General features: G+C 41.6%; 21 protein-coding genes and 2 riboswitches. All 21 genes read right to left on the bottom strand.

The genetic code is table 11. The features are described from left to right. Positions 1–74 precede the first annotated feature (74 nt). The 21 genes from sdaAA to BUF11_RS03795 all read right to left on the bottom strand — a co-directional run bounded on the left by sdaAA (position 75) and on the right by BUF11_RS03795 (position 25,059). Complete coding sequence (sdaAA, locus tag BUF11_RS03895) at positions 75–947, bottom strand: L-serine ammonia-lyase, iron-sulfur-dependent, subunit alpha (RefSeq protein ID WP_073587451.1); 873 nt, start codon at positions 945–947, stop codon at positions 75–77. A gap of 39 nt (positions 948–986) precedes the next feature. Next, entirely contained in the window at positions 987–1,667 is a 681-nt protein-coding gene (sdaAB, locus tag BUF11_RS03890) for an L-serine ammonia-lyase, iron-sulfur-dependent subunit beta (RefSeq protein WP_278277129.1), read from the bottom strand. 195 nt (positions 1,668–1,862) lie between these two features. Continuing rightward, a complete protein-coding gene (locus BUF11_RS03885; RefSeq protein WP_073587450.1) occupies positions 1,863–3,893 on the bottom strand; it encodes an ABC transporter permease in 2,031 nt (676 codons plus the stop codon). After that, entirely contained in the window at positions 3,886–4,653 is a 768-nt protein-coding gene (locus BUF11_RS03880; protein ID WP_073587449.1) for an ABC transporter ATP-binding protein, read from the bottom strand. Before BUF11_RS03880 ends, BUF11_RS03885 begins: the two co-directional genes overlap by 8 nt. Positions 4,654–4,817: 164 nt before the next feature. After that, positions 4,818–5,801: a sensor histidine kinase gene (locus BUF11_RS03875; protein ID WP_073587448.1), complete on the bottom strand. Its 984-nt coding sequence runs from the start codon at positions 5,799–5,801 to the stop codon at positions 4,818–4,820. Next, positions 5,794–6,468, bottom strand: a complete 675-nt coding sequence (locus BUF11_RS03870) for a response regulator transcription factor (RefSeq protein ID WP_073587917.1) — start codon at positions 6,466–6,468, stop codon at positions 5,794–5,796. Before BUF11_RS03870 ends, BUF11_RS03875 begins: the two co-directional genes overlap by 8 nt. 103 nt (positions 6,469–6,571) lie before the next feature. After that, the gene (locus BUF11_RS03865) at positions 6,572–7,576 is read right to left on the bottom strand and encodes a Gfo/Idh/MocA family protein (protein ID WP_073587447.1); all 1,005 of its coding nucleotides are present in this window, start codon (positions 7,574–7,576) and stop codon (positions 6,572–6,574) included. Positions 7,577–7,656: 80 nt separating this feature from the next. Further along, positions 7,657–8,760 carry a radical SAM protein gene (locus BUF11_RS03860; RefSeq protein ID WP_073587446.1) on the bottom strand — a complete coding sequence of 368 codons (1,104 nt, stop codon included), beginning with the start codon at positions 8,758–8,760 and terminating at the stop codon, positions 7,657–7,659. Positions 8,761–9,030: 270 nt separating this feature from the next. Beyond that, on the bottom strand, positions 9,031–10,608 hold the full coding sequence (locus BUF11_RS03855) for a UDP-glucose--hexose-1-phosphate uridylyltransferase (RefSeq protein ID WP_084558430.1): 1,578 nt from the start codon (positions 10,606–10,608) through the stop codon (positions 9,031–9,033). 77 nt (positions 10,609–10,685) lie between these two features. Next, positions 10,686–11,678, bottom strand: a complete 993-nt coding sequence (galE, locus tag BUF11_RS03850) for a UDP-glucose 4-epimerase GalE (RefSeq protein ID WP_073587444.1) — start codon at positions 11,676–11,678, stop codon at positions 10,686–10,688. A gap of 53 nt (positions 11,679–11,731) precedes the next feature. Further along, entirely contained in the window at positions 11,732–12,892 is a 1,161-nt protein-coding gene (locus BUF11_RS03845) for a galactokinase (protein WP_073587443.1), read from the bottom strand. 57 nt (positions 12,893–12,949) lie between these two features. Then, a complete protein-coding gene (locus BUF11_RS03840; RefSeq protein ID WP_073587442.1) occupies positions 12,950–13,864 on the bottom strand; it encodes an ArsR/SmtB family transcription factor in 915 nt (304 codons plus the stop codon). A gap of 320 nt (positions 13,865–14,184) precedes the next feature. Further along, complete coding sequence (gene lpdA / locus BUF11_RS03835; RefSeq protein WP_073587441.1) at positions 14,185–15,603, bottom strand: dihydrolipoyl dehydrogenase; 1,419 nt, start codon at positions 15,601–15,603, stop codon at positions 14,185–14,187. Positions 15,604–15,622: 19 nt separating this feature from the next. After that, on the bottom strand, positions 15,623–16,621 hold the full coding sequence (locus tag BUF11_RS03830) for a lipoate--protein ligase (RefSeq protein ID WP_073587440.1): 999 nt from the start codon (positions 16,619–16,621) through the stop codon (positions 15,623–15,625). 76 nt (positions 16,622–16,697) lie between these two features. Beyond that, positions 16,698–18,137, bottom strand: coding sequence for an aminomethyl-transferring glycine dehydrogenase subunit GcvPB (gcvPB, locus tag BUF11_RS03825; RefSeq protein ID WP_073587439.1), 1,440 nt, complete (start codon positions 18,135–18,137; stop codon positions 16,698–16,700). Beyond that, the gene (gene gcvPA, locus BUF11_RS03820) at positions 18,121–19,464 is read right to left on the bottom strand and encodes an aminomethyl-transferring glycine dehydrogenase subunit GcvPA (protein WP_073587438.1); all 1,344 of its coding nucleotides are present in this window, start codon (positions 19,462–19,464) and stop codon (positions 18,121–18,123) included. The genes gcvPB and gcvPA overlap by 17 nt, the downstream gene beginning before the upstream one ends. Before the next feature lie 9 nt (positions 19,465–19,473). Continuing rightward, positions 19,474–19,845, bottom strand: a complete 372-nt coding sequence (gcvH, locus tag BUF11_RS03815; RefSeq protein WP_073587437.1) for a glycine cleavage system protein GcvH — start codon at positions 19,843–19,845, stop codon at positions 19,474–19,476. A 38-nt stretch (positions 19,846–19,883) separates the two neighbouring features. After that, positions 19,884–20,972 carry a glycine cleavage system aminomethyltransferase GcvT gene (gene gcvT, locus BUF11_RS03810; RefSeq protein ID WP_073587436.1) on the bottom strand — a complete coding sequence of 363 codons (1,089 nt, stop codon included), beginning with the start codon at positions 20,970–20,972 and terminating at the stop codon, positions 19,884–19,886. A 110-nt stretch (positions 20,973–21,082) separates the two neighbouring features. Next, a riboswitch (glycine riboswitch) is annotated at positions 21,083–21,155 on the bottom strand. A 3-nt stretch (positions 21,156–21,158) separates the two neighbouring features. Continuing rightward, a riboswitch (glycine riboswitch) is annotated at positions 21,159–21,245 on the bottom strand. A 94-nt stretch (positions 21,246–21,339) separates the two neighbouring features. Continuing rightward, the gene (locus BUF11_RS03805) at positions 21,340–23,001 is read right to left on the bottom strand and encodes a S8 family peptidase (protein WP_073587435.1); all 1,662 of its coding nucleotides are present in this window, start codon (positions 22,999–23,001) and stop codon (positions 21,340–21,342) included. A gap of 267 nt (positions 23,002–23,268) precedes the next feature. Further along, the gene (locus tag BUF11_RS03800) at positions 23,269–24,126 is read right to left on the bottom strand and encodes an N-acetylmuramoyl-L-alanine amidase (protein ID WP_073587434.1); all 858 of its coding nucleotides are present in this window, start codon (positions 24,124–24,126) and stop codon (positions 23,269–23,271) included. A gap of 66 nt (positions 24,127–24,192) precedes the next feature. Further along, entirely contained in the window at positions 24,193–25,059 is an 867-nt protein-coding gene (locus BUF11_RS03795; protein ID WP_139243262.1) for a GNAT family N-acetyltransferase, read from the bottom strand. Between the last annotated feature and the right edge of the window lie 33 nt (positions 25,060–25,092).

Here is a 25,092-nt window from a genome sequence, read left to right as displayed (position 1 = left end):
AGAAAGCCTTCTGGCAGAATTGCTTTTCTGCCAGAAGGCTTTCTTATATTCCTGTAGCTATTGCTCGATATTTTTTAATTGCACAAGCCGCATAATGCACAGGCGCTGGGGGCGGCAGCCATTCCGCCGAGAGCGGTTTCCCTAAGCTCTCCCGGCAGCCCTTTGCCGACACGGTACATGACATCAACTGCTTCATCAAAGGGTACGAGATTCCTTATGCCACTTAGGGCTATCTCTGCACAAATCATTGCATTGGATACTCCAATGGCATTCCGCTGCTGGCAGGGTGCTTCCACCAGCCCTCCTATCGGGTCACACACCAGCCCCAAGAGATTGGAAATGGCACTGGTTGCTGCATGAAAGCAGGCTTCTGCGCTTCCTCCCAACAGCTCGGTTACCGCCGCTGCTGCCATAGCGGAGGCGCTCCCTACCTCTGCCTGACAGCCCCCTTCTGCCCCTGCTATCGTGGCATTGTATGTTATCAGGTAACCAATTGCTCCTGCCGTAAATAATGCCATTACCATCTGTTTATCTGTAAATCCATATTCCTCCTGAATAGCCAAAAAGGTGCCGGGGATCACTCCCGAGGAACCTGCTGTCGGAGCTGCCACAATTAATCCCATGGAGCTGTTAACTTCGAGAACTCCCATGGCATAGGAAACTGCCTTTGATACTAATTGCCCGCAGGCAGTAGGTTCTCCTGATACCCGCCTGCTAGTCAGCTTTAAGGACTCCCCGCCAATTAAACCACCCATGGATTTTAAGTCTCCCTTTAAAGCACCTTTTGCAGCATCCTTCATAATATCCCAGGAATGGCTCATCCTATGATATATTTCTTCACGGCCCATCTGGCTTATCTCTGTTTCCCGAAGCAGCATGATTTCTGATATGGGAAGATTCTTTTCTCTGCATAATTGAAGCAGTGTTTTGCCTGTTTTAAATTCCATCTTTTAAACTCCTGTATTATGTTTGTCCTTCCCTTTTATTTACAGCTTCTCGATCAGAAAAGCCTGGTACACACTGGGAAGCTCTTCTATTTTCTCAACCACCGAGCTTTCTATGGCATCATCTGCTTCAATGATGGAATAGGCAACGGCTCCTTTATTTTCACGGTACAGCTTCATAAAAGCGATATTGATAGAAAATTCGCTTAATATATGGGTGATAGAAGCTACCACACCGGTTAAATCCCTGTGTTTTATTACGACGGTATGGTAATCTCCCGATAAATCTATCTCCACACCATCAATTTTCTTAATTTCCGCTCTTCCGCCGCCTACCGATATCCCGGTGACTGCTGTTTCTTCGTTCGCCTCATCCGTAATAAATATGTCTACGGTATTAGGATGGACATCTTTTTTCTCTCTGTCAGTCTGAAACTCGTAAGAAAGACCTGCTTCTTTTGCATAGCGGAAAGATTCCTTGATTCTCTTATCCTCTGTATCATATCCTAAGATTCCCGCAACCAATGCCCTGTCCGTACCATGCCCTTTGTAAGTCATGGCAAATGACCCGTACAGAATAAAAGTCACATGCTTTATCGGCTTCTTTACCATATTGGCAGCCAGCCTTGCAATACGCAGAGCTCCTGCCGTATGGGAACTGGATGGCCCTATCATATTAGGCCCTATAATATCAAAAACACTAATTTCCTTTGATGAGTACACAATAACCTCTTTCCTTAACCCAATTTTCCTTTTTCGTAATCGTTGTGTAATAATATATATTACAGCATAGATTATAACACAAAATACCAAAAAATAATACACGCATGGAAACAAGCCCTGAATTCTTATGATTTTAAGTATTCAGGGCCCGATTTATTTTATTACATAATTTGCTTTATTATAGGAATATATCTGTCAAAATTTTATGATTTTATAATATACTTTTGCAGTAAGCTTATAGACAATGACATAGATAAGAGTAAATACTATGCTGCAAATTATAATGCACCAGGTTGTAAGTGTGACATTGGTTAAAGAAAATGCCTCTAACATCTTTATTATCATATGCCTTGCTGCAGCTACGTGGAACATTGCCGCTAAAAGAGGAAGGAAAAATACCATCAAAATCTGCCTGTTAATCGTCCTCTTCACTTCAATATCATCCATTCCGACTTTTTGAAGTATTACATACCTGTCTCTGTCATCGTAGCCCTCCGATACCTGTTTGAAATAGATAATAAGTACCGTGGCGGACAGGAACATGACAGTAAAAAATATGCCTAAAAACAGCAATCCGCCATATACGCTGTATCCCTCCACACGTTGTGAATAGATAGCCTCCACTCTGGTTGTACCTGCTTCTCCCTGTGCATTTTCTGCTGCAATGAGGGTCACCGGACTTTCTATATTTCTGGAGAAATCTAAAAGTTTAGCTTCATCTCCTTTTAGATTAATGATAAACTTGTTTGTAAAAGCATTTTCCGTGGATTCTGCAAGCCATTGGCGGATAAGTGCCTCTCCGCTCTTTTCGTCTGCCGTTACTATGAATATATCACCAACTTTTCCGTTCTTTCCCTCCAGGAATTTTGAACTTGTTATAGTATCTTTGATAGTGAAACTGTCGGCAAGCTTATCAACGTTTATCTTTTCAGCCGTCTTCTCATCTGTCAAAAAAAGAACTTCTTTTTCTGACAAGGACTTCTTATCACCGGTAACGGACAGATAATCGGATAAGGGAATAATCTGAATGTCTTTTGCATAGCCGAATAAATCCATATTAGACATACCATTGCCATTACCTATTTCCTTGCTTCCATAGGGATATAACTTTCCGTCTATTAAAAATAACATGGAAGAATAGGAACGGTACCTGTACATATCTTCAACTGTTACAGAATTCTTATCGGCTTCCTTCTTTATTGTCTCGGTAATCCTTTCAATCTGACCGTCATCTACCGGCCTCCATACCGTAATAGTAATATCATTTGGATTTATCTCATGAAGGATATCCTCCTGGCCAATATAAAGCGCGCCGCAGGTGGATATTGTAACCAGCACCATGGTAGAAAGGATGCAGATAGTTGCTAATCCTGCCGCATTTTGTTTCATACGCTGGAACATGCCGGAGACTGCTATAAAGTTCTTTGCCTTGTAATAAAAATTCTTTCTCCCTTTCAGGATTTTTAAAACAAACTGGCTTCCAGCCTGAAACAGCAAATAAGTACCTGCTATTACCAGCAGTACTGCCAGAAAGAATTTGGAAATTGCCGCAACCCCGCTTGTTACGGTATTAGCCATATAATAAGCAATCACAAGCATTACGAAACCCGCAATTGACTTTAGAAAGATAAAACGCACTTTCTTCTCCCCGATATTCCCGCCCTTAAGAAGGTCTATGGGATTGGCAAGCCTTACCTGAATAAAATTAAAGGCGGTATTGATAACAAATACAACTAAGAAAAGCACAGCGGTATAGGCAAATGCCTGCCAAGGCAGGGAAAAGCGGCTGTCCGGTGATACCCTTAGGGTATGAAGCAATAAAAGAAATATCAGATTGCCAAACACACAGCCCGATACAATGCCAAGGATGAGAGACAGAGTACTTAAGATAAGGTTTTCCTCAAAGATTATCCTGCCCACGTGGCGTTTTTCCAACCCTAGAATTCCATAAAGTCCGAATTCCTTTTTTCTTCTTTTTATCAGGAAGCTGTTGATATACACCAAAAAAATGACTGCCATAAGGCTCATAATAACCATACCAAAAGCAAACAATGACTGAAGGCTTTCTCCGGCCGGAACATTTTTTAACCCGTCCGTGGTCATCAGGGTTATTACCATAAAATAAATAGCCGCAAAGATGATATAAGAAATGGCAAACGGCACATACATCCGTTTATCCCTTTTTAAATTGTTTGCTGCCATCCGCAAGTAAAAGCTCTTAGCCAATGTCAGCACCTCCCTCGGATAATACGGAAAGTGTGGAAACTATCTTATCAAAAAATTCCTTCTTGGAATCCTCTCCCTTATATACCTGGCTGAACAAATCCCCATCCTTTATAAAAAGCACTCTCTTTGCATAACTGGCAGCCATAGCACTATGGGTTACCATAAGAATGGTCTGCCCATTTTTATTCAATTCTTCAAACAGGGAAAGCACCAGAGAAGAAGATTTGGAATCCAGCGCGCCGGTAGGCTCATCCGCCAATATCAGCTTCGGTCCCGTAATAAACGCTCTTGCCATAGCAGTTCTTTGCTTTTCCCCGCCGGATATCTCGTAAGGATACTTCTCTAACAGCTTTTCAATTCCAAGGCGTTTGACAAGGGGCATAAGCTTTTCTTCCATGACCTTTATAGCTTCTCCTGAGAGTACCAGCGGAAGAAGGATATTATCCTTTACCGAGAAATTGTCAAGAAGATTAAAATCCTGGAATACGAAGCCTAAATTCGTTCTTCGAAATGCGGACAGCTCTCTGTCCTTTATTACAGAAAGCCCCTTTCCCTCAAGGAATATTTCTCCTGAGGTTGCTTTATCCAAAGAAGCAATGATGTTTAAAAGTGTGGTCTTTCCGGAACCGGAAGCCCCCATGATTGCAACGAATTCTCCCTTTCCTATGTCAAAAGAAACATTGTGAAGGGCCTGTACCTGCTGTCCGCCCAGTCTGGTGTTATATACCTTTTTTAAATTCTGTACCTGTAGTAATTCCATGTTATCCCCTTTCATGAATATCAAACTTCCATTTAATATTTTTATAATTTCTGTATTTGCTTATCTTGAGCCTGTAGAAATTATAAATCAGGGAAACTATCCATGCCATTGATTTACATTACAAATGGGACCTCTTTTCTTACAATTCTGTCACATTAGGAAATTCATTCAAAATCAAGCTTCTCACTGTCCGGAAAACTTAAGATAACCTTTGTGCCTTTCCCCAGCTTTGACTCTATACGTATTTTAATTGCAAGGCTTTCCGAGACCTTTTTAACAAGGTAAAGGCCGATTCCGCTTGCCTTCTTGTCAATTCTTCCATTATAGCCCGTATATCCTTTTTCAAATATCCTCTCTTTATCCTCTTCGCGGATGCCGATTCCCGTGTCCTCGATAATAAGTGTATTTTTCGCAAAACGAACGTAAATTCCGCCTTCATTTGTGTACTTTATGGCATTGGATAAGAGCTGTTCAATCAAGAAGGAAAGCCACTTGCTGTCCGTTCTGACATACATCGTTACAGGGTCAATGGAAACTGAGAGCTTCTTATTGATAAACAAAGAGGCATACTTTTTCACGCTTGCCTTTACAATACCGGATACCTCATATTCTCTGATTACAAGATCCGAAGAAAGGTTTTTCATCTTCACATAATGAAGAGCCATTTCCACATACTGCTCTATCTTAAACAGTTCTCCTTCAATTACGCGGCTTTCTGGTGTTTTTATATTCTTAAGGGAAAGTTCCATGGCGGATATGGGTGTCTTAATCTGATGCACCCACATAGTATAATACTCCATCTGCTCCTGGTGCTCCGTCTCCATAACAGCAAGATTCTTCTTCATCTCCCGGTAAAGGCTCAAAATCATTTCCTGATAATCCCTTTCCAGTGAATTGTCCGCAAGAGGAAGTTCCCTGGGCTCGATGGAGAGCTCCGTAAGTATGAATTCCATCTTTTTTTTCTTTCTCGAAAATGCCATATAATCAAATGCAAAATAGATTATACACAAAAAGGTCAGTATCATGCAGGAATAAAAAATGGAGGCCATTGGCTGTCCATACAGGTAATGTGTTAATGGAAAAAAGGCCCATACCATCAGCAGTACAAAAATTGCCAATCGCCGGTAGCCAATGTATTCTTTAATCATGAATCAGGTACCCCATGCCTTTCTTCGTCTGAATGAACTCCTTTAATCCCATATCCTCTAACTTCTTGCGAAGACGGTTGACATTTACCGTTAAGGTATTATCGTCCACAAAATATTCACTGTCCCATAAAGCTTCCATGATCTCTTCCCTTAATACAACCCTGTTTTTATTTTCCATTAAAATCTTCATTATTTTAAATTCATTTTTTGTAAGCTCGGCTTCTTTTCCCTCTGACTTAAGATTGGTATCCGAAAGGTCCAAAGATACTCCTCTCACCTCAAGAGTCTTGCTCTCTACATAATAATCATAAGTTCTTCTTAAAAGTGCCTGTATCTTAACAATCAGTACATCCATGGAAAAAGGCTTGGTAATATAATCATCTCCGCCCATATTCATAGCCATGACCAAATCCAGATTTTCCGTATGGGAAGTTAAAAAGATAATTGGTACTTTTGATTTCTTTCGAATCTCACTGCACCAGTAAAAACCATTGTAATAGGGCAGGGAAATATCCAAAAGCACCAGATGGGGCTTTATTTCAGTAACCTCCTCTGCCACCCTGTTAAAATCCTTCACGCCCTCTGCCCCAAATCCCCATTTCATAAGATTTTCCCTTAAGAGGGAGGCTATGGTAATATCGTCCTCTACAATCAGAATATTATACATATGCTTATCCTTTATTTTCCTTATGCTTGTCATAGTCTCTATCTGCTGTCACAAATGTGCCCTATGCTTTATTATGGCTAATTATACCATAGAAATTCTTATCTTAAAATACAGAAGATATGACAATTGAATCAGCCGGAAATATAATTCCAGCCTTTTTTCTGGCGATAGCCTGTATTTCGCATACTGTGAGGCTGTGTTCAAGCAATTGGAAACATTTCTTAAAATCCTTTTTGGTTATCATAGCTTCAAATTCAATAAATTCATTTACCATGCGGTGCGGATAGCAATTTTCATTCACAGCCTGAACTTCTCCGTTATTTAAGATAACCTCAAAGCCCTCACAGACATTAGCCGGGGTATTCTGACAGATGCAGCCTTTGTCCCCCTGAATATTATTGGCAATAGGAGCCTTGCAGTCTTTTGCACCAATGCAGGTACATTGAAAGGTATCATACTCCAATATTAAAATGCCGGAAGTGTCTATCCCTTTTTCTATATTGGGGTAATATTCGACGTTCTTTGGCCTGCCGAAAAGTCCTGTAATATAATGGATGTTATAAATATTTAAGTCCATCAACGCACCGCCTGAAAGCTCTGCATCAAAAGCCGGAAGGATGACTCCCTCTTTAAAGCTGTCATACCTTTTGGAATATTGGGAATAGTTGCACTGTATAATTTTAATGTTTCCAAGTACCGGTATCAGCTCACGGATTTTTTGATAATTGGGTAAATAAAGTGTTGTGATTGCCTCAAAGAGAAAAAGCTGCTTTTCTTTTGCCTGCCTGCACAATTCCAGTGCTTCCGTATAGGTAGAGGTAAAAGGCTTTTCCAGAATAACATTCTTGCTTGCCTCAAGTGCTCTTTTTGCGTACTCAAAGTGCAGGCTATTGGGCACCGCAACATATACCGTATCAATAGAACTGCTTAAAAATTCATCATAGTCGGTGAATACATCTTTAATGCTATAATTCTCCGACAGTTCCTGCAATTTTGTTTCACTTGACTTCCTGCCGCAGATAGCAGCGACTTCAATATTTTTTAATAATGGTATTATCGTAAGGAATTCCTTAACAATCATACCGGTGCCTGCAATCCCTAATCTCATGTTAACCTCTTTCCTGAATGTAATGTGCGTTTATGGTACCATTTTAACATAGAATAAACTGTTTTGGAGGTAAACTCTTTTTACTCTCTGACTTTACTATTCAAAAGTTCCTCCACCAGCTCTCTTTTCTCAAAAAGAACGCAGCCGCCTGCATGCTCTTCCATAAGAACATTCCCCTCCCTAAGCCTTACGAACAGCTTCGATTGCAGGGCTTTTTTTAATGAGGAATCCCGTACATTGATATCGGAATAAGGAGAAAAGGGACAGGGTTCCGCACCTCCCTGGGAATTGATATGAAAGAATCCTCGTCCTGCCGCAAGACAGCCTCCGGAAGTTTTTTCATCTCCCGGAAATGATATACATACCATATCCTCATAGTGTTCTCTGATATCCGTTAATGCTGTGTTTAAGTATTCCCTCTCATATTCTCCCGGCGCAAGTTCCTGCGCTTCTTCACTCACCGGTACGAATTCAACATATATAACCACCTTACAGCCTTTTTGATAAAGTTGGTTTAAAAATTCCGGGGAAGTAACTTCTTTTATATTCTCTGTTGTAACCGTTACTGAGGCACCAAATAAAATCCCTTCCTGGTGCAATAATTTCATAGATTGGAAGAGTTTCTTATATACCCCTGTTCCGCGCCTTGTATCCGTCACTTCTTCCCTGCCTTCAATGCTTAATATGGGGACCAGGTTTCTATGTTTATCAAAAAGTTTTATGTATTGTTCTCCAATGAGAGTTCCATTTGTAAAAACCGGAAATAAGATATCAGGGATATTTGCGGCGGCTTCTATAACATCTTTTCTGATTAAGGGTTCTCCTCCGGCAAGTAAAATAAAACCAACGCCGATTTCCTTTGCCTCTTCAAAAACAGCTATCCATTCCTTGTCCGTCAATTGCTTCTTTTCTTCCTCATCATGACATGCATGGTTGGCTCTTGCATAGCAGCCTGCACAGTGCAAATTGCATTTGCTTGTAATACTGGCAATTAAGAATGCCGGGATGTGCTCTCCTGCCTCTTCTGCCCTTCTTCTTATAGCAGCAGATTTCTTGCTGGAGAGTGCATACTTCGCCATGAAGATGCTCTCTTTTGGATTAAAAAGGGAAGCCTTTAATGCCCCTTTTACGATATTCTCCACCCCATTTGTCATGTATCTTTCTAAGTCAAATTCTTGTTTCATTCTACTGATTTCCTGCCTTTTAAGATTCTTTTAACCTTTTGATTGATTATAAGATCATAATACAATATTATGGACTGTATATGACCAAAACGAAACCTTTCAAGAATTTAATTCTATTATTTATCTACGGAATGTACACATTCCAACTTTAACATTAATTCCGTGCTAAAATCAATAATGTAACATATTCATTTCTATTATTTTTCGTAATAAAAATAACCCTCCTATGTTTGTATGCTATCATAGAAGGGCGATTCATTAATCCATATTTTATCTATTGTTTAATTGTGCTATAAATCTTTCAAAGCCTTTTTGTCCGGCTGCATCTCTCTTATAGACACCGGCATGCTCCAGCACCTTTAAAAATACCAGTCCTATCTCTTCCTGCAGGATATCATTAATATTTTCTGCATTGATTTCCTGATACTTAGGTAAGAAGTCTTCCATCCATTCCTTATGCTTATAGATTTCCTCTTCTTTTCCTATCTCTCTTCCCGAAAGAATGGCACCTTGAAGCTCTTCCATCTCTTCCTTTAAGCGGGCAGGCAGTACTGCAAGCCCCATTACCTCGATAAGCCCGATATTTTCCTTCTTAATATGGTGAAGCTCACTATGAGGATGGTAAACGCCAAGGGGATGCTCTTTTGTTGTTACATTATTTCGAAGTACAAGATCGAATTCATATATCCCGTCTTTTCTTCTGGCAATAGGGGTTATGGTATTATGAGGTTCTAAGTCTCCCTTCCCTGACTGCATTCTTTCTTTCACTTCCCGGTTGCTAAGAATCTTACCAGGAGAATCGGAATAGGCATAGATAAAGGCCTCTTCATCGGTATAATTCCGCCAGGACTTTAAGATATAATCCCCCAGTTCAATCAGTTCCTCTGCTTCTCTGCTTTTAAGACGAATTACAGACATTGGCCATTTTACAATACCTGCCTGTACTTTCTCATAGCCTTTTATCTTAAATTCTTTTTCAACCGGTGCCTTTGCCATGGCAAAGGCATAATTTCCTCCCTGAAAATGGTCATGGGTCAGGATGGAACCGCCTACAATCGGAAGGTCTGCATTGGAACCGACAAAATAATGGGGAAAGAGCTTTACAAAGTCAAAGAGCTTACGAAAGGCCTCTTTGTCCACTTTCATCGGTGTATGTTCCCTGTTTAGTACAATACAATGTTCATTGTAATAAACATAGGGGGAATACTGAAACCCAAATTCCTGATTATTTATTATAACAGGTATAATTCTATGGTTTTGTCTGGCAGGATGGTCCACTCTGCCGGCATAGCCCTCATTTTCCACACATAAAAGACATTTGGGATAGCCGCTTTGCTTTTTTAATTTGGCTTCTGCAATGGCTTTGGGGTCCTTTTCCGGTTTCGAAAGGTTTATGGTGATATCAATATTGCCATATTCCGTCTTTGTAACCCATTTTCTATCCTTCACAATACGGTACCTGCGGATGTAGTCAGAATCCTGGCTTAATTTATAATAATAATCCGTTGCCTTCCTGGGGCTCTCTTCATACAGCGCATAAAACTTATGTATTACTTCGGAAGGAGTGGGAAGCAAAAGTCCCATAAGCTTCGTGTCAAATAAATCTCTGTAAACAATACTGTTACTTTTAAGAATGCCTTTGTCCGCTGCATAGTCCAGTAGTCCCCTTAGTATGTCTTCCAGGTTTCCTGGTACAGCAGGCGCTTCTGCCGCACCCTGGGGTTCTTCATACTCCTCTAAGTTAAGTGCTTCCAAAAGCCTGTTAATAGTATAACATCTGTCTTCTTTTTGTATTAGCCCGGCATTTAGCGCATATTCCGCCAATGCCCTGATGTATGAATAAATCATGATAATCCTCCGTGCATATCGCAGTCTGGCCAGACTGCTTAAATAGGATATGAAAATTCTCTTTTAATTTTCACTTCTTATTTGGTTTTATAGCCGTCCGGATGTGTCTGGTGCCATTTCCAGGCCGTTGCTATAATTTCTTTTACATCTACAAATTCCGGCTTCCAGCCAAGAATTCTTTTAGCCTTCTCACTGGAGGCAATCAGCTTCGCAGGATCTCCGGCTCTTCTTGGTGAAATAACAGCAGGGATATCCATACCGGTAACTTCTTTGGATGCTTCGATTATTTCCTTTACTGTAAATCCTACCCCGTTACCCAGATTGAAGATATCACTTTCGTTACCCTTCATCAGGTATTCTACGGCAAGAATGTGTGCCTGTGCCAGATCTGTGACATGGATATAATCTCTTACACAGGTACCGTCCTTGGTATCATAATCATCTCCATAAATATTGATGGCTTCCCTTTTCTTATTAGGAACCTGAAGCACTAAGGGTATCAGATGGGTTTCAGGGTTGTGTGCCTCTCCGATCTGTCCGCTCTTATGAGCTCCGCAGGCGTTAAAATAACGCAGGGAAACATATTTAAGGCCGTGGGCTCTGTCCGTCCACTTAAACATCTTCTCCATAGAAAGCTTGGTTTCACCGTAGCAATTGGTAGGTTCCGTCTTATCGGTCTCTATGATGGGTACCTTTTCCGGCTCGCCATAGGTAGCTGCCGTAGAAGAGAAGACAATCTTCTTCACATCATGGGCAATCATGGATTCTAAGAGGACCTTTGTTCCGCAAAGGTTGTTATCATAATATTTTAAAGGGTTAGTCATACTTTCCCCAACCAGTGAGTTGGCAGCAAAGTGAATTACCGCATCGATTTTCTCCTTGTCAAATACACTGTCAACAAATTCCCTGTTACGGATATCTCCCTGATAAAATCTGGCCCTGGGATGAACGGCTTCCCTATATCCGGTTTCCAGATTATCTGCAATGACCACATCCTCGCCTTTATCAATCAATTCATAAACGGTATGGGAACCGATATATCCTGCTCCGCCTAATACTAATATTGCCATACTTTTTTCCTTCCTTTCTTTTTGCTTATTCAATCCTCATAAGGTTTCAAAGACTATAATCTTACAGGGCCGCCGCCAACCTCTACTACATAAAAATCAGCCTTATACCCTATTTTATCTTCATAAATTTTTCCAACCTCCCGGATAAAGGAATCCACACAGTCATCCCTTACAATACTTACCGTACAGCCTCCAAAGCCTGCTCCTGTCATACGGGAACCAATAACACCTTCCTGTTTCCAGGCAGCTTCTACCAGAGTATCAAGTTCAATTCCTGTAACCTCATAATCATCCCGGAGGGATACATGGGATGCATTCATCAATTCTCCAAACAAAGCAATATTTCCTGCTTTCAGAGCTTCCACCGCCTTTATGGTTCTTTGGTTTTCATATACCGCATGCCTTGCACGTTTCGTACGGATGGGGTCTCCAATGGCATCCTTGAACTTTTCAAACTCATCTTCCTTTAGTTCTCCAAGAGCCTTAATATTTACCTGTTTTTGCAGAGCTGCAAGGGCATCCTCACATTCCTGCCTTCTTTCATTATATTTTGAATCTCCAAGACCTCTCTTTTTGTTGCTGCAAGCAATAACAATCTTAGAATCTTTCAGCTTAATAGGCGCATATTCATAGGATAAATCACTGGTATCCAGGAATATGGCATGGTCTTTTTTACCCATAGCAATGGAGAACTGATCCATAATGCCGCAATTCACCCCAATAAAATGATTCTCTGCGTACTGGCTTATCAGTGCAATATCAATAAGGCTGATATCAAAGTCAAATAACTCCTTTAGGATAAAGCCTGTCAGCACTTCCACGGATGCGGAGGAGGATAAGCCGGAAGCATTGGGAATATTACCATAATATAACATATCCAAGCCTTCTTCAATAGCATATCCTTTCTCTTTTATTGTTTTTATAACACCTTTTGGATAATTTGCCCAGTCATCCTTACTGTCATATATGAGATTTTCCAGAGCTACCTCAATCACTCCCAGTTCTTTAAAGTTAAGGGAATAAAAACGTAATACCTTCTCTCCGTTTTTTCTTGCAGCACCATAGGTACCGATAGTCAGAGCACAGGGAAATACATGTCCTCCGTTATAATCCGTATGCTCACCAATCAGATTTACTCTTCCCGGCGCAAAGAAAAGTTCCGGTTCTCTCTCACCAAATATCTCCTTGAAACTTTTCAATAATTCCTGTCTCATAGCCTTCCTCCTTATTTCTTCTATTCACTGTATTCTTGATTGCCTTTTGTCCTTCCGTTAAAACACGAACTTCATTCGGATATCCTGCTGGTAATCACCAAAGCCGCTCCCAAACAGGTTGACTCCTCCCGCATGCTTTGCATCCTCTTTTATTCCAAGCTTAACTGATATAAATGCATTGGCCTCCAGGTGGTATGCCTCAAGGGTAAGAGGACTTACGGGCAGTTCGTCAATAAAGGTTTCTTCCCTTGTGAGCTTCCAGGTCTTTAGGATACCATATTGTGTATTCTTATCCGGCCACCAGGAAGGATTTAGCTTCCCTCTTCTTCCCCCAAAGTCGCCGGGGCAGGTCCAGGTCCCTGCTTCTATGCCATTAATCCACAGAGTAATATCCGACGGATAATCCATGTTATATTCATGATCCTCTGAACAAAGCTCCATGGATATTTCCATGCTCTTTAACTGCCTGTTTGTCAGCAAATGATTAGAAAAACGGTACTCCACATAGCCTTTGCCAAACCATAACAGTTTCGCTTGTGTACGGGCAGGATTGTAGAAGCAGCGCGGCTCATCTTCTTCATCAATGTACCCTCTTTCGCTTACAATTCCACAGGTGGGTTCTACATAGTAATCCACGAAATTTCCGATGGGCATATGGATGAATTTTGCATCTTCTTCCAAATCCGTCTTTACCAGAAACTCAACAGAGGTAATTGCCCTTTTGCATATTTTCATAGAGCCTCTGATGGCAGGCATAAGCTCTGTTTCTATTAATCCCGCTTCTTCCAGAAGCTTAACATGAGTTGCGGCAGAGGACTGGGGCAGCTTTAATTGCTCTGCAATCTCATTAATGTTATAGCTATTCCCACACAAAAGCCTTAATATTTCAATCCGTATCTCGGCTGACAAGGCTTTTGCTACCTGAGCCATTCTTTTTTTATCATCCAAATCCAGACTGATGGATTTATCCAAAGTTTCTCTCCTTTTATATCAGATTTTCTGATATATTCTTTCTTTTCTGTTATATACATCATACCATATATCCGGGTAAAAGAAAAGGACTTTTACTTACCATTCAACATTTCGACAAATTATTTTCTATACCGCCGATAAAACCTGATAATCCATAAACCCAATAAAAGATAGGGCAGTAACAAAATAACAGATAAAATAAAACCGGCTTTATTGTTTTTAATAAAACATTTAGCTCACAATTTTCTTTATAAGATATTTTGCTCCTGCCCCTATGGGGTTATAAATATTAAGTAAATTTTCTTGCTTACTCCCTGCCTTTACTTCTTAGGCATCAAATGTATCGCTCCGGTAAGTATATCTGCCAAAGCCTCCGTAATTCCCTCTTCATAGGTTGGATGGGGCCTTACAGCACAGTGCATCTCTTCTACCGTGAGACCGTTTGCTATAGCCAGAGAAAATTCCCCAATCATATCAGTTGCTCTGGCACAAATCATCTGGGCGCCAAGCAGCTTGCCGGTTTCTTTCTCTGCTACAACCTTTATATAGCTTCTTTCATCCATGGAAAGAACGGTCTTGCAGTTACCGGCCATTGGATATTTACCGGCAACCACTTCATAGCCCTTTTCCCTGGCTTCCTCTTCGGACAGTCCTACAGAAGCTATCTCCGGATTCATATAAACACAGGAAGGTATGGTATCTAAGTTCACCACACTCCTTCCCTGCCCAATATACTCTGCTGCGGCAATTCCCTGCGCAGATGCATTGTGAGCCAGTAAAATACCTCCCGTCACATCTCCGATAGCATAAATGCCGGGGACTTCCGTCATAAACCTCTCATTGGTTTTTATCCTTCCTCTGTCCAGTTCAAGCCGTACACCTTCTGCAAATAAATGGTCTGTATTTGACTTCCTTCCAATACATACAAGGACTGCCTCTGCCATAAGTTCCTTTATGTCTCCGCCGGCAGAAGCACTTATCTTTAATTCTCTCTTACCGTCACTGACACTTTCTTCAATCTTTTCAAGCCTTGTCTTTGTATGGATGATAACTCCTTTTTTCTTAAGGTTCATGGAAGCACTCCTGGAAAGTTCCTTCTCAAGGGAGGGTAGTATTCTATCCGCTGCTTCCACAATTTCCACGCTGGTTCCGAACTGGCCAAAGATTGTGGCAAACTCACAGCCAATAACACCTCCGCCTACAATCACAAGCTTATTAAATTCACATTTTCCTTCCAGGATTTCATCACTTGTCATAACCCCGGGCAGTTCTATTCCTTGCACCTGCGGCAGGAAAGGCTTTGAGCCTGTGGCAAGGAGCAGGTTTTCCCCTCCCAGATATCTTTCTTCGCCGTTTTCTTTAAAATAGAGCTTTACCTGTCCTGCGCCTTCCACAACAGCTCTGGCATGAAAAACATCAATTTTATTTGCCTCTAAGAGACTGCCGATTCCACTGCGTATTTTTTCTACTATCCGGTCTTTTCTCTCATAGATTTTACCAAGGTCATAGGATACTTCGGGTATTGTCAGCCCTAATTCTTCAAAATTCTTCGTTTCATAGTACAGATTGGAGCTGTGAAGCAGCGTCTTTGTTGGAATACAGCCTTTGTTTAAGCAGGTTCCGCCAAGCTCCCCCTCTTCTACTATGGCAGTTTTAAGCCCTAGCTGTGCTGCCCGTATTGCAGCCTCATAGCCTCCCGGTCCGGCACCTATTACAATGAGCTGGTATTTTACATCCATCGGTTTCTCCTTTTTAACCCTATATTTTTTCATCTGCTATCATAGCTGTCATGTCACAAAGGATATACGCCATATCCGGTTCCTTCTGCTTTAATCCAAACAACTGCTCTGTCATGGCTTTACTGCTAAAGCGGCAGCCCATCAAAGCGTCCCTTATCTGATTAAAAACAACAACTTCCATGGCATCGGAATAAACCCTCAAATCAGATATTGTTCCTTTTTCAACTTGTAACTCCAATTCTGCACTGCCCCATTCAAAGCGCCTTTCCATCCGGTAATCAAAGGAAAGCTTTCCTCCCAGATTCCATTCCCAGGAGGAGAATTTCGCTGTAAGTTCTTCCAGTACTTCTTCTTCCAAATTACCCATGTCAAAGCTCTCACAGGACAGTCCATAAATCTTGGAAAAGGCTTTTACCAGCTCTTCCCTTACCATGGAAACAGTAAGGTCCTCTCTGAATTCCTTAAGGTTTACCACTCTTGCTTTTACAGAGTCCACGCCTTTTGAAACAAGCTTCTCCCTGGATACGTTCAGATACCTGGAAAGCTTTTCCTTATCTACATTTATCAAAATGGTTCCGTGATGATAAGAATGGATTCCATCCGTGTAATAGGCGTTGCCGGAGAATTTCTTCCCATCTGCTGTTATGTCATTTCTCCCGTTTATCTCTGCCGGTATCCCCAGTGCCTGAACTGCTTCTACAATTACCGTCATCTGCTTCTTAACATCATAATCCTCTTTGCGTATAAGAAAGGTAAAGTTAAGATTGCCAAGATCATGAAAAACCGCACCGCCGCCGGAAAGCCTCCTTACCAATCTTCCGCCGTCAGCATGTAATTCTTCATTGCGGCATTCCTTCCAGGGGTTCTGATTCTTGCCGATAACGACCGTTTTTTCATTCTGCCAGAGATACAAAAGACATTCTCCCGGATTTACATGCTCTAAAAGATATTCCTCCAATGCCAGATTTTCATAAGCGTTCGTACCTTTTGCGATACAGTAGCTAAGTTTTCTTATCACTTGACTTCCTCCTGCCTGATATCCTAATACCGGACGAGGTGTCCGGCAAACACATGTACCAATTACTTCTATGCCATTAGACAGGAAATTCATAGCGGATAACGGGATTTCTTGCCGCCATTACTTCATCCGGGCGTCCGATTACAGTTTTTTTCGGACTATTCTTAACCTCTTCGGGATTATTTTTTGCCGCTTCATAAAGTTCTTTATAAATAGCAATTACCCTGTCAAGATTTTCTCTGCTTTCTGTTTCCGTAGGTTCCAGCATAAATGCCTCATGTACAATCAACGGGAAATACATGGTAGGTGGATGTACACCGTAATCTAAAAGAGCCTTTGCCATATCCAGAGCAGATACTCCCGTTTCTTTCTTTAGTTCCTCCAGACTGATTACAAATTCATGCATACAGTGTCCGGCAAAGGGGACCGTATAGGTATCTTTTAACCCCTCCATCAGATAATTTGCATTTAGTACTGCATTTTCGGATGTACTCTTTAGCCCGTCACCGCCCAGTGTCAGAATATAGGTTAAGGCTCTGACAATCACAAGGAAGTTACCGTAAAAGCCCCTTACCCTTCCTATGGAATCTGCCCCTTCTTCCAAAAGGGCGTAGCAATTTCCTTCCTTTACCACTCTTGGAATCGGAAGAAAAGGCGCCAGGACTTCCTTGCAGCCTACAGGTCCGCTTCCGGGACCGCCTCCCCCGTGAGGAGTTGAGAAGGTCTTATGAAGGTTAAGATGCATCACATCAAACCCCATATCTCCGGGTCTTGCTATTCCCATAATGGCATTCAGGTTGGCTCCGTCATAATAGTTTAAGCCGCCCGCTTCATGTACGATTTTTGTAATCGCTAAAATATTCTCATCAAACAACCCCAGTGTATTGGGATTTGTCAGCATAAAGCCTGCCGTATCTTCTCCCACGGCACCTTTAAGAGCTTCGATATCCACCAGGCCTTTTTCAGCAGAAGGTATATTAATAACCTCAAAGCCTGCCATAGCTGCACTGGCTGGATTGGTTCCATGAGCGGAATCCGGCACAATAATCTTATTTCTTTTACTGTCCCCCCTTTTTTCATGGTACGCTTTTATCAGCTTAAGCCCGGTAAACTCGCCATGGGCACCTGCCGCCGGCTGAAAGGTAAAATGGTCCATACCGGTGATTTCATCAAGATATTCCTCTGCCTTATATAAACCTTCCAAAGCTCCCTGGACGGTTTGATCCGGCTGAAGGGGATGGATATCCGCAAATCCCGGAAGTCCCGCTATCTCATCATTTATTTTGGGGTTGTATTTCATAGTACAGGAACCCAGAGGATAAAAGCCATTGTTAACTCCGTAGACCCGGTCTGCAAGCTCTGTATAATGCCTGCTGATATCCGTTTCCGGCAAGGCTTCAAGGCGAAGTTCTTTTTCTCTTTTATAGCAGGATTTCAGCTCTGTCTCCGGTACATCACAAGGCGGCAGAAGAACACTTCCTCTTCCGTCCTTACTCTTTTCAAATATCAACTTCACGGCTTAACACCTCCTTAATCCTGTCAATCAGTTCATCTATCTCTTCCCTGGAATTCATTTCGGTAGCACACCATATAATCTTACCGTAATCTTTCCCTTTAAGAGGAAGACCTCCCAGTATGCCATAGCTTTCCAGTCCCTGCATCAGTTTTCCTGAATTTCCGTTATAAACAACTGTAAATTCGTTGACATAATCCCCCTCATAGGCCATAGAAAAGCCTTCTATGCCGCAAAGCCTTTCCGCCAGATAATGAGCCTTTGACATACTAAGGGTGGCTGCCTGCCTAAGTCCTTCTTTTCCCATGGCACTTAAATATACGCTGGCTGTCAATGCACAGAGTGCCTCGTTGGAGCAAATACTGCTGGAAGCCTTTTCTCTTCTGATATGCTGCTCCCTTGCCTGAAGAGTTAAGACATAAGCTTTCTCACCTCTCCCGTCAAGAGTCTCTCCTACGATCCTTCCCGGCAGTTTTCTCATTAACGAAGCATCCGCTGTCATAAAGCCAAGATACGGTCCGCCGTAAGCTAAGGGTAAACCTAACGGCTGTCCTTCTCCTACTGCAATATCCGCTCCATACTCACCGGGCGTTTTTAAGATACCCAGAAGTACAGGGTTACAGCTCATAACATACTTAGCCCCTGCTTCCTTCGTAAGTTTGCCAAGGTCTTCATAATCCTCCAGCAGGCCATAGTAATTCGGCTGCTGTACCAGAAAGCAGGCTGTTTTTTCATCTAGGAGCCGCTTAAGCTCTGTCTTATCTGTAACACCATCCGCAACGGGCACTACCCTAATTTCCGTTCCGGTGCCTGCCATATAGGTTTTCACAGTTTCGATTATCTGCGGATTCATGGCTCCGCTTAGAAGCATCTTATTCCTTTTCTTCTCACGGCACATGATCACTGCTTCCGCAGCAGCAGTACATCCATCGTAAACAGAAGCATTTGCTGCACGTAAGCCTGTAAGCTCACTAATCATTGTCTGGAATTCGAAGATAGCTTGCAGAGTACCCTGGCTGATTTCAGCCTGATAAGGCGTATAAGCAGTCATAAATTCTTCCTTCGCAGTTACCTGCTTTACAATGGCCGGGATATAATGCCTGTATGCCCCGCATCCTCTGAACAGGGAGGAAAACACCTTATTCTTCCCTGCCATCCCTGCCATCATATTCTTAACCTGCATTTCACTGATGCCGTCCTTAAGCTTTAAGGGTCTGTCTAGCAGCACCTCCCCGGGTATTGCCCCAAAGAGCTCTTCCATACCGGTAACCCCTAAAAGTTCGAGCATCTCCTTTTGCTCTTTTTCTGTATTAGGCACATAGGTTCCCATATTAGTTCCTTATTCCTCCCCTTTTAGAAAGCGTTCATACTCCGCTTTTTCTAACAGTTCCTCTTTGTCCGTAATATCCTCAAAGATTACAAACCATGATTCGTAAGGTTCGGAATTAATCAGATCCGGGTGATCAAGAAGTTCTTCATTTACTTTGCTTACCGTTCCTGTTACCGGACTGTAAACCTCGGAGACTGCTTTTACAGATTCCACATCACCAATGCTCTCCCCTGCACCAATCTCATCCCCTGCTTCGGGAAGATTAACAAATACCAGATCTCCCAGTTCCTTCTGTGCATAATCGGTAAGACCTATCTTTGCAGTTGTTTCGTCTAAAAATTCCACCCATTCATGTGTCTTCGTAAATAATAAATTGCTCATAAGCTTCCTCCGTTTTGTTATAATTTTATTATAATATATTACTTTCCCGTATTCTTATAAAAAGGCAGCCCTGTCTCTTCTGCCTCCACCTTTTTCCCGCGGATTTCTACCGAAAGCCTGTTTTTCGTATCATAATCCTTAGTTACAACAGCCATAGCCCCCGGAAATCCAAGATAGGGAAGATGCGTGCCGGAGGTAGTATATCCAATCAGGGTATCTCCTGCATAAACAGGACAGTTCTCTCTTGCAATTCCTCTTCCTGTGATACGAAGCCCAATGCGCTTTCTCTTAGGCTCTCCTCTGCTAAGCAGTCCATCCTTACCGATAAAATCCTCCTTATGGAACTTTACTGCAAAGGTTAAGCCGGTTTCAAGGGGTGTTATGGTTTCATCCATTTCGTGACCATACAGCGGCATGGCTGCTTCCAGCCTTAAAGTGTCCCTTGCCCCAAGACCGCAGGGTATCAGCCCTTCTGCTTTTCCCTTTTCCAATAACAGCTCCCACAGCTTTTCTCCGTCTTCATTCTTTACATACAACTCATATCCCATCTCACCGGTATACCCTGTCCTTGAAATGATAGCATTCATATCTCCTACCTTGACATTTTCCTTAAAGGTATAGTATTTTACGGGGATATCTGCTATATTACACAGCTTTGGGAGTATCTTTTCTGCTGCCGGACCCTGCAGGGCAATCTGTGCAATAGAATCGGACACATCCTCCATCGTTACCTCCCCGAAGAGATGCTCCTTTATGAACCTTGCATCCTTTTCCCGGTTAGAGGCATTTACAACAAGAAGATAGGATTCCTCTTCTCTTTTGTAAACAAGAAGATCATCTACCACTCCGCCGTCTTCATAACACATGGGGCTGTACTTCACCTGACCTATGTACATATTGGCACAGTCATTGGTAACAAGCTTTTGGATATTTAAAAGGGTATCCTTACCCTTTAGAAGAATTTCTCCCATATGGGAAACATCAAAAAGACCGGCCGCATTTCTTACTGCCATATGTTCTGTAATAACACCGGTTTCATATTGCACCGGTAACAGATACCCTGCAAAGGGTACCATTTTACCGCCAAGCCTTAAGTGGCTTTCATAAAGAGGGGTTTTCTTATCCATCTTTTAACTCCTTTCGTGAATATCAAACTTTGATTTCATTTTTCAACCTGCTATTCTCTTTTGAGTGTTTTACACACGAAAAAAAGGCGTACCAAATAAACTTAGCACGCCTCTGTTTTTTTACCTGAAAGATTCCCCTTAAAATGATAAGGGTTGCTTCGTCGGTGCTTACGCTCTCCAGAGTATCGTCCGGAATTGGTCCTTTTGCCTGAGAGTTATTGCGAATCCCCTTCGGCGCCGTATACCACATACAGTCTCTCCCAATTCTATCAACCGATTTATTTACTTAAAACTAATCATATAGTAATATTCTCCGGGCCATTAGTCAAGAAAAATATCCAAAAAAATTTGTAATTTATTCTATGTTTTATTGAATATAACCATAACCCCAGTCAGGATTTGGGTATATAGCATTTTTCCGTCTTACAGCCTTAAGCATCAGCATATTTTTAACAAACGCCGTATTAAGATTATTTTTCTCCTCTTTTTGAATACTATCTGACAAGAATCCTGCACAGATACCGGCCGCATAGGCTGTTGACAGACTGCTTCCCGATATCGGTATAAGAGCCCCAAAAAGCGTAGGGGCAATAAGATTAACACCAGGAGCCGTTACCGTAGGTTTTGGAAAATTGACAGAAGTAAAGCCCCTGCCGGTAAAAGGAGCCAAAGTTATACTAACGGGTTCATAGGTATTAATTGTTATGACAAAGTCTGCGTTCCCAGGTGATGATATCGTCGTGAAAGGAGTGGCATTAAATAAATAGGTATCTTCCGAAATAAAGTTTCGGATAGGCAGCCAAATATGAAATTCTGATTCCAGGCTTTCAGTGCCGGATACAACCAGCCGCCATATTCCTTCAGTCATATTCCGAAAGCGGAACATAATAAGCTGCTGTTCCGAATATGCTTCACTATTATAACTATCTATAAATATAACCGTTTCCTGGTAAGATACATGTACATTACGCTGGGAAGAAAAATCCGCCTGCACTCTATAGACCTTTTCCCCATCCGGAGAAATGATTAAGACCTCCAATAAGCTCGGAAGAGATCCCCACACCTCAGCCGTAAAATTCTTATCCGTCTTTCCCACATTAAGAAATACCGTATCCGTCGTATTAGGAGGCGTCAGCTTATTATAATAATGATGATTCTGGTCTCCTTCATTTCCTGAACCTATAACCATACATATTCCAGGCTGGTTCGCATTCTCATTCAGATAATTACTCATGATATCCTCTCCCTTATGGGAGCCTTGAGAAGAGCTTAGTCCCAAACAAATCGCAATAGGCTTGCCCAGCCTTTTAGCACTTCTCATCAGGTACTCAATTCCCATCATAATATCATTTTGCTGATAACACACGGCGGTCTCTGGTATCCCATAGAATTCCATAAGATACTTTTTGGCCGTTTTTAATTTTACCACCGCAAGACTGGCCCCGGGAACCAAACCAATCTCTTCTAATGTATCACTGGACATCCCTACTGCAACGCCTGCCATGGCAGTTCCCTCACCAATTATATCCATAGAAGGTACAACCTCCATAGGGTTATCTGTACTCAAGGCTCTGTTGATGTCACTCGCCGTGTATTCTGTTCCATAATAAAAACCATCGGGATATTTATTGCTGTCTATTGACTGGTCCCACAACAATTCTATCTTAGTTGTATTGTCTTCCTTTATAAAATAAGTACTTCTGTAATCAATACCGGAATCAATTATTCCGATAAGAATTCCCATCCCGGTGTTTTCACCGGCATGAACACTGCGAGCCTTAATTCCTTCCATATCATTGGTTACAAAAGCCGTCAGACCAAAGCATTTTGGCAGTATAAAGTATCCGAATTCCTGAATTGCATTATCACCAAAGTATTGAACTGGTACGTGAAGTACTGCATACTTCTCATTGATTAAGTTATACGTACTATTCGGATACCGCTCAAAAAAGTTTAGATTATTATTGTATTCAACCACAAAATCTGCATATTCCTCATTTATTATTGTATGCCTCTCCCTATCATCCATAATCTATCGGCTCCCTTAGCACACTAACCCCATGCGTATCGTAAGTTTACTTGCGATACTGCCTAAATAAGAACTTTGAAAAATGCAATGCATTTTTCAAGCTATCTCCCCGATGTTTTGATATGCCCTGCTCTATTCTTTTATTAGTCTATGAAAAAAGTTATTGATATGTTCCCCTGATTCTTATATTTCCTGTTAATATTTGCAACACCAAAAAGGACTGATGCAGCGCTGTATAAAAGACTTGCATCAATCCTCATTTCCTTCTTATCTGTTTCCACTTCTTATGATAAGCGTACTATAGCCTTGCTGCCTTAGCATATTTTCTGCTTCCGTAGCCTCATCCAGACTGTAAAAGTCACCGGTAATAACAGCATACAGATCACCCTGGCGCATGACATCAACATTATAGCCTGCCTGATTTAGATTATTCATTAAACTCATGGCATTGTTCCTGTCTCTGAACAATCCCAACTGTATATGATAAACCGGCTGTTCACTGTTATTTTCATTTTCCTGATATTCTGTATCAATTTCCGAGCTTTCATGTGTATAGGTACCGGTATTGGTCTCCTCTCCATCGTTTGTCTCCGGAGCTCCAAGAGTATCCATTATTGCTGTGGCTATTGCATAAGCAACATCATCAAACCTTTCATCAAACAGAGTATTGTCCCCCTCCGTATTGATAAATCCCACCTCTGCCAGTACCGCAGGCATATCGGTTCTTCGAAGAATTGCCAAATCCGTCCGCACTTCTGTTCCTAAATTTGTAAATCCCACTTCTGCCAGTTCTCTGTCAATGTTTTCTGCCAGTACAGCGGAAGGGTCATCCATACTATAAACTAAGGTCTGAACTCCACTATAGGTATTGGGTGTAGGACTTGAATTTCTATGCAGTGATACAAGATAATCTGCCGGCACTGTGTTTGCCATATATGCTCTTTCCAAAGGAGATACATAGATATCCTCTGTCCTCGTAAATAACACCTTGATCCCGTTACTGTCCAAAATTTCGCCTACAGCAAGAGCAAGGTCAAGGTTATCGTACTTTTCCATTCTTCCGAAATATACCGCACCGTTGTCATAACCTCCATGTCCGGGATCCAGAATGATTGTATAAGCCATATAAGCCTCGTTTATTCTTTTAAACTATCATATGCCAAAATCCCGCGCTTGTTACCAACCGCATCTTTATATATTTTTACAATAATAATCGTATTCCTCCAGAATGTCAAAGCCAGCCTTTTTATATAATTCAAAAGCTTCTCTGCTTTCACTCTCCACCTGCAGGAGAACCTTTGTTATACCTTTCTCCTTCAGTGCCGCCAGAACAAAGGAAAGAAAATACTTCCCATATCCTTTTCCTCTATATTTCTTAAGGATGCCGAACCCAAAGATGGATGCCGTGTTATTATCATATTGAACACTTAAGGTTCCGGCAATTTTACCCTTTATATAGCCCAGATATGTCCGGCAGCAGGAAGAATCTAAGGTTTCTATCATCAATTCTTCTATCTGTTCTTCTTCCCAGCCAAATACTTTTTGGAAAACATATATCCCATCTTTTAGTTTCTCATTCGTTAAATCTGTAACAAGAAATCCATCCGGTGCTTTAAATTCCGTCCCCTTCTCCTGCCCATAATGATAGGCCATAAGATAGTCCGACCTTTCCAATTCAGCCCCAAGGCTTAAGGCCGCGTATCTGCCATCAGTACTTTGATATTCCGCTACAAATGCCGCATGATAAATACCGAACTTTTTAAGCTCCTTTTTAGCTTTCGAAAAAAGAGCCTTAAAATAACCCTGTCTTCGATAAGAAGGCAGGGTATAAGCTGTAATCTGGGCTTCCCCGGGAAAAGGCTGATAGATAATCAGAGTACTTAACAAGCTGTTATCTTCATAATAGCAAAAATAGCTCTTAAGCTCTTTTTCACAATTATCTTCTTCCGATAGACCGGGTTGCCGTTTTAGTCCGTCATATTCATTGCAGGCAGCTATCAGTTTAAGGATATCTTCTTTTTGCTTTTCATTTAAAGTATGAAAAATGAGAACTCCCATAAACTCCCCGCTTTTCTTAATATTAATATTGAC

It is taken from the genome of Anaerocolumna xylanovorans DSM 12503, from assembly GCF_900143645.1.
Classification (GTDB): domain Bacteria; phylum Bacillota; class Clostridia; order Lachnospirales; family Lachnospiraceae; genus Anaerocolumna; species Anaerocolumna xylanovorans.
This window is presented reverse-complemented; position numbering and strand designations above follow the sequence as displayed.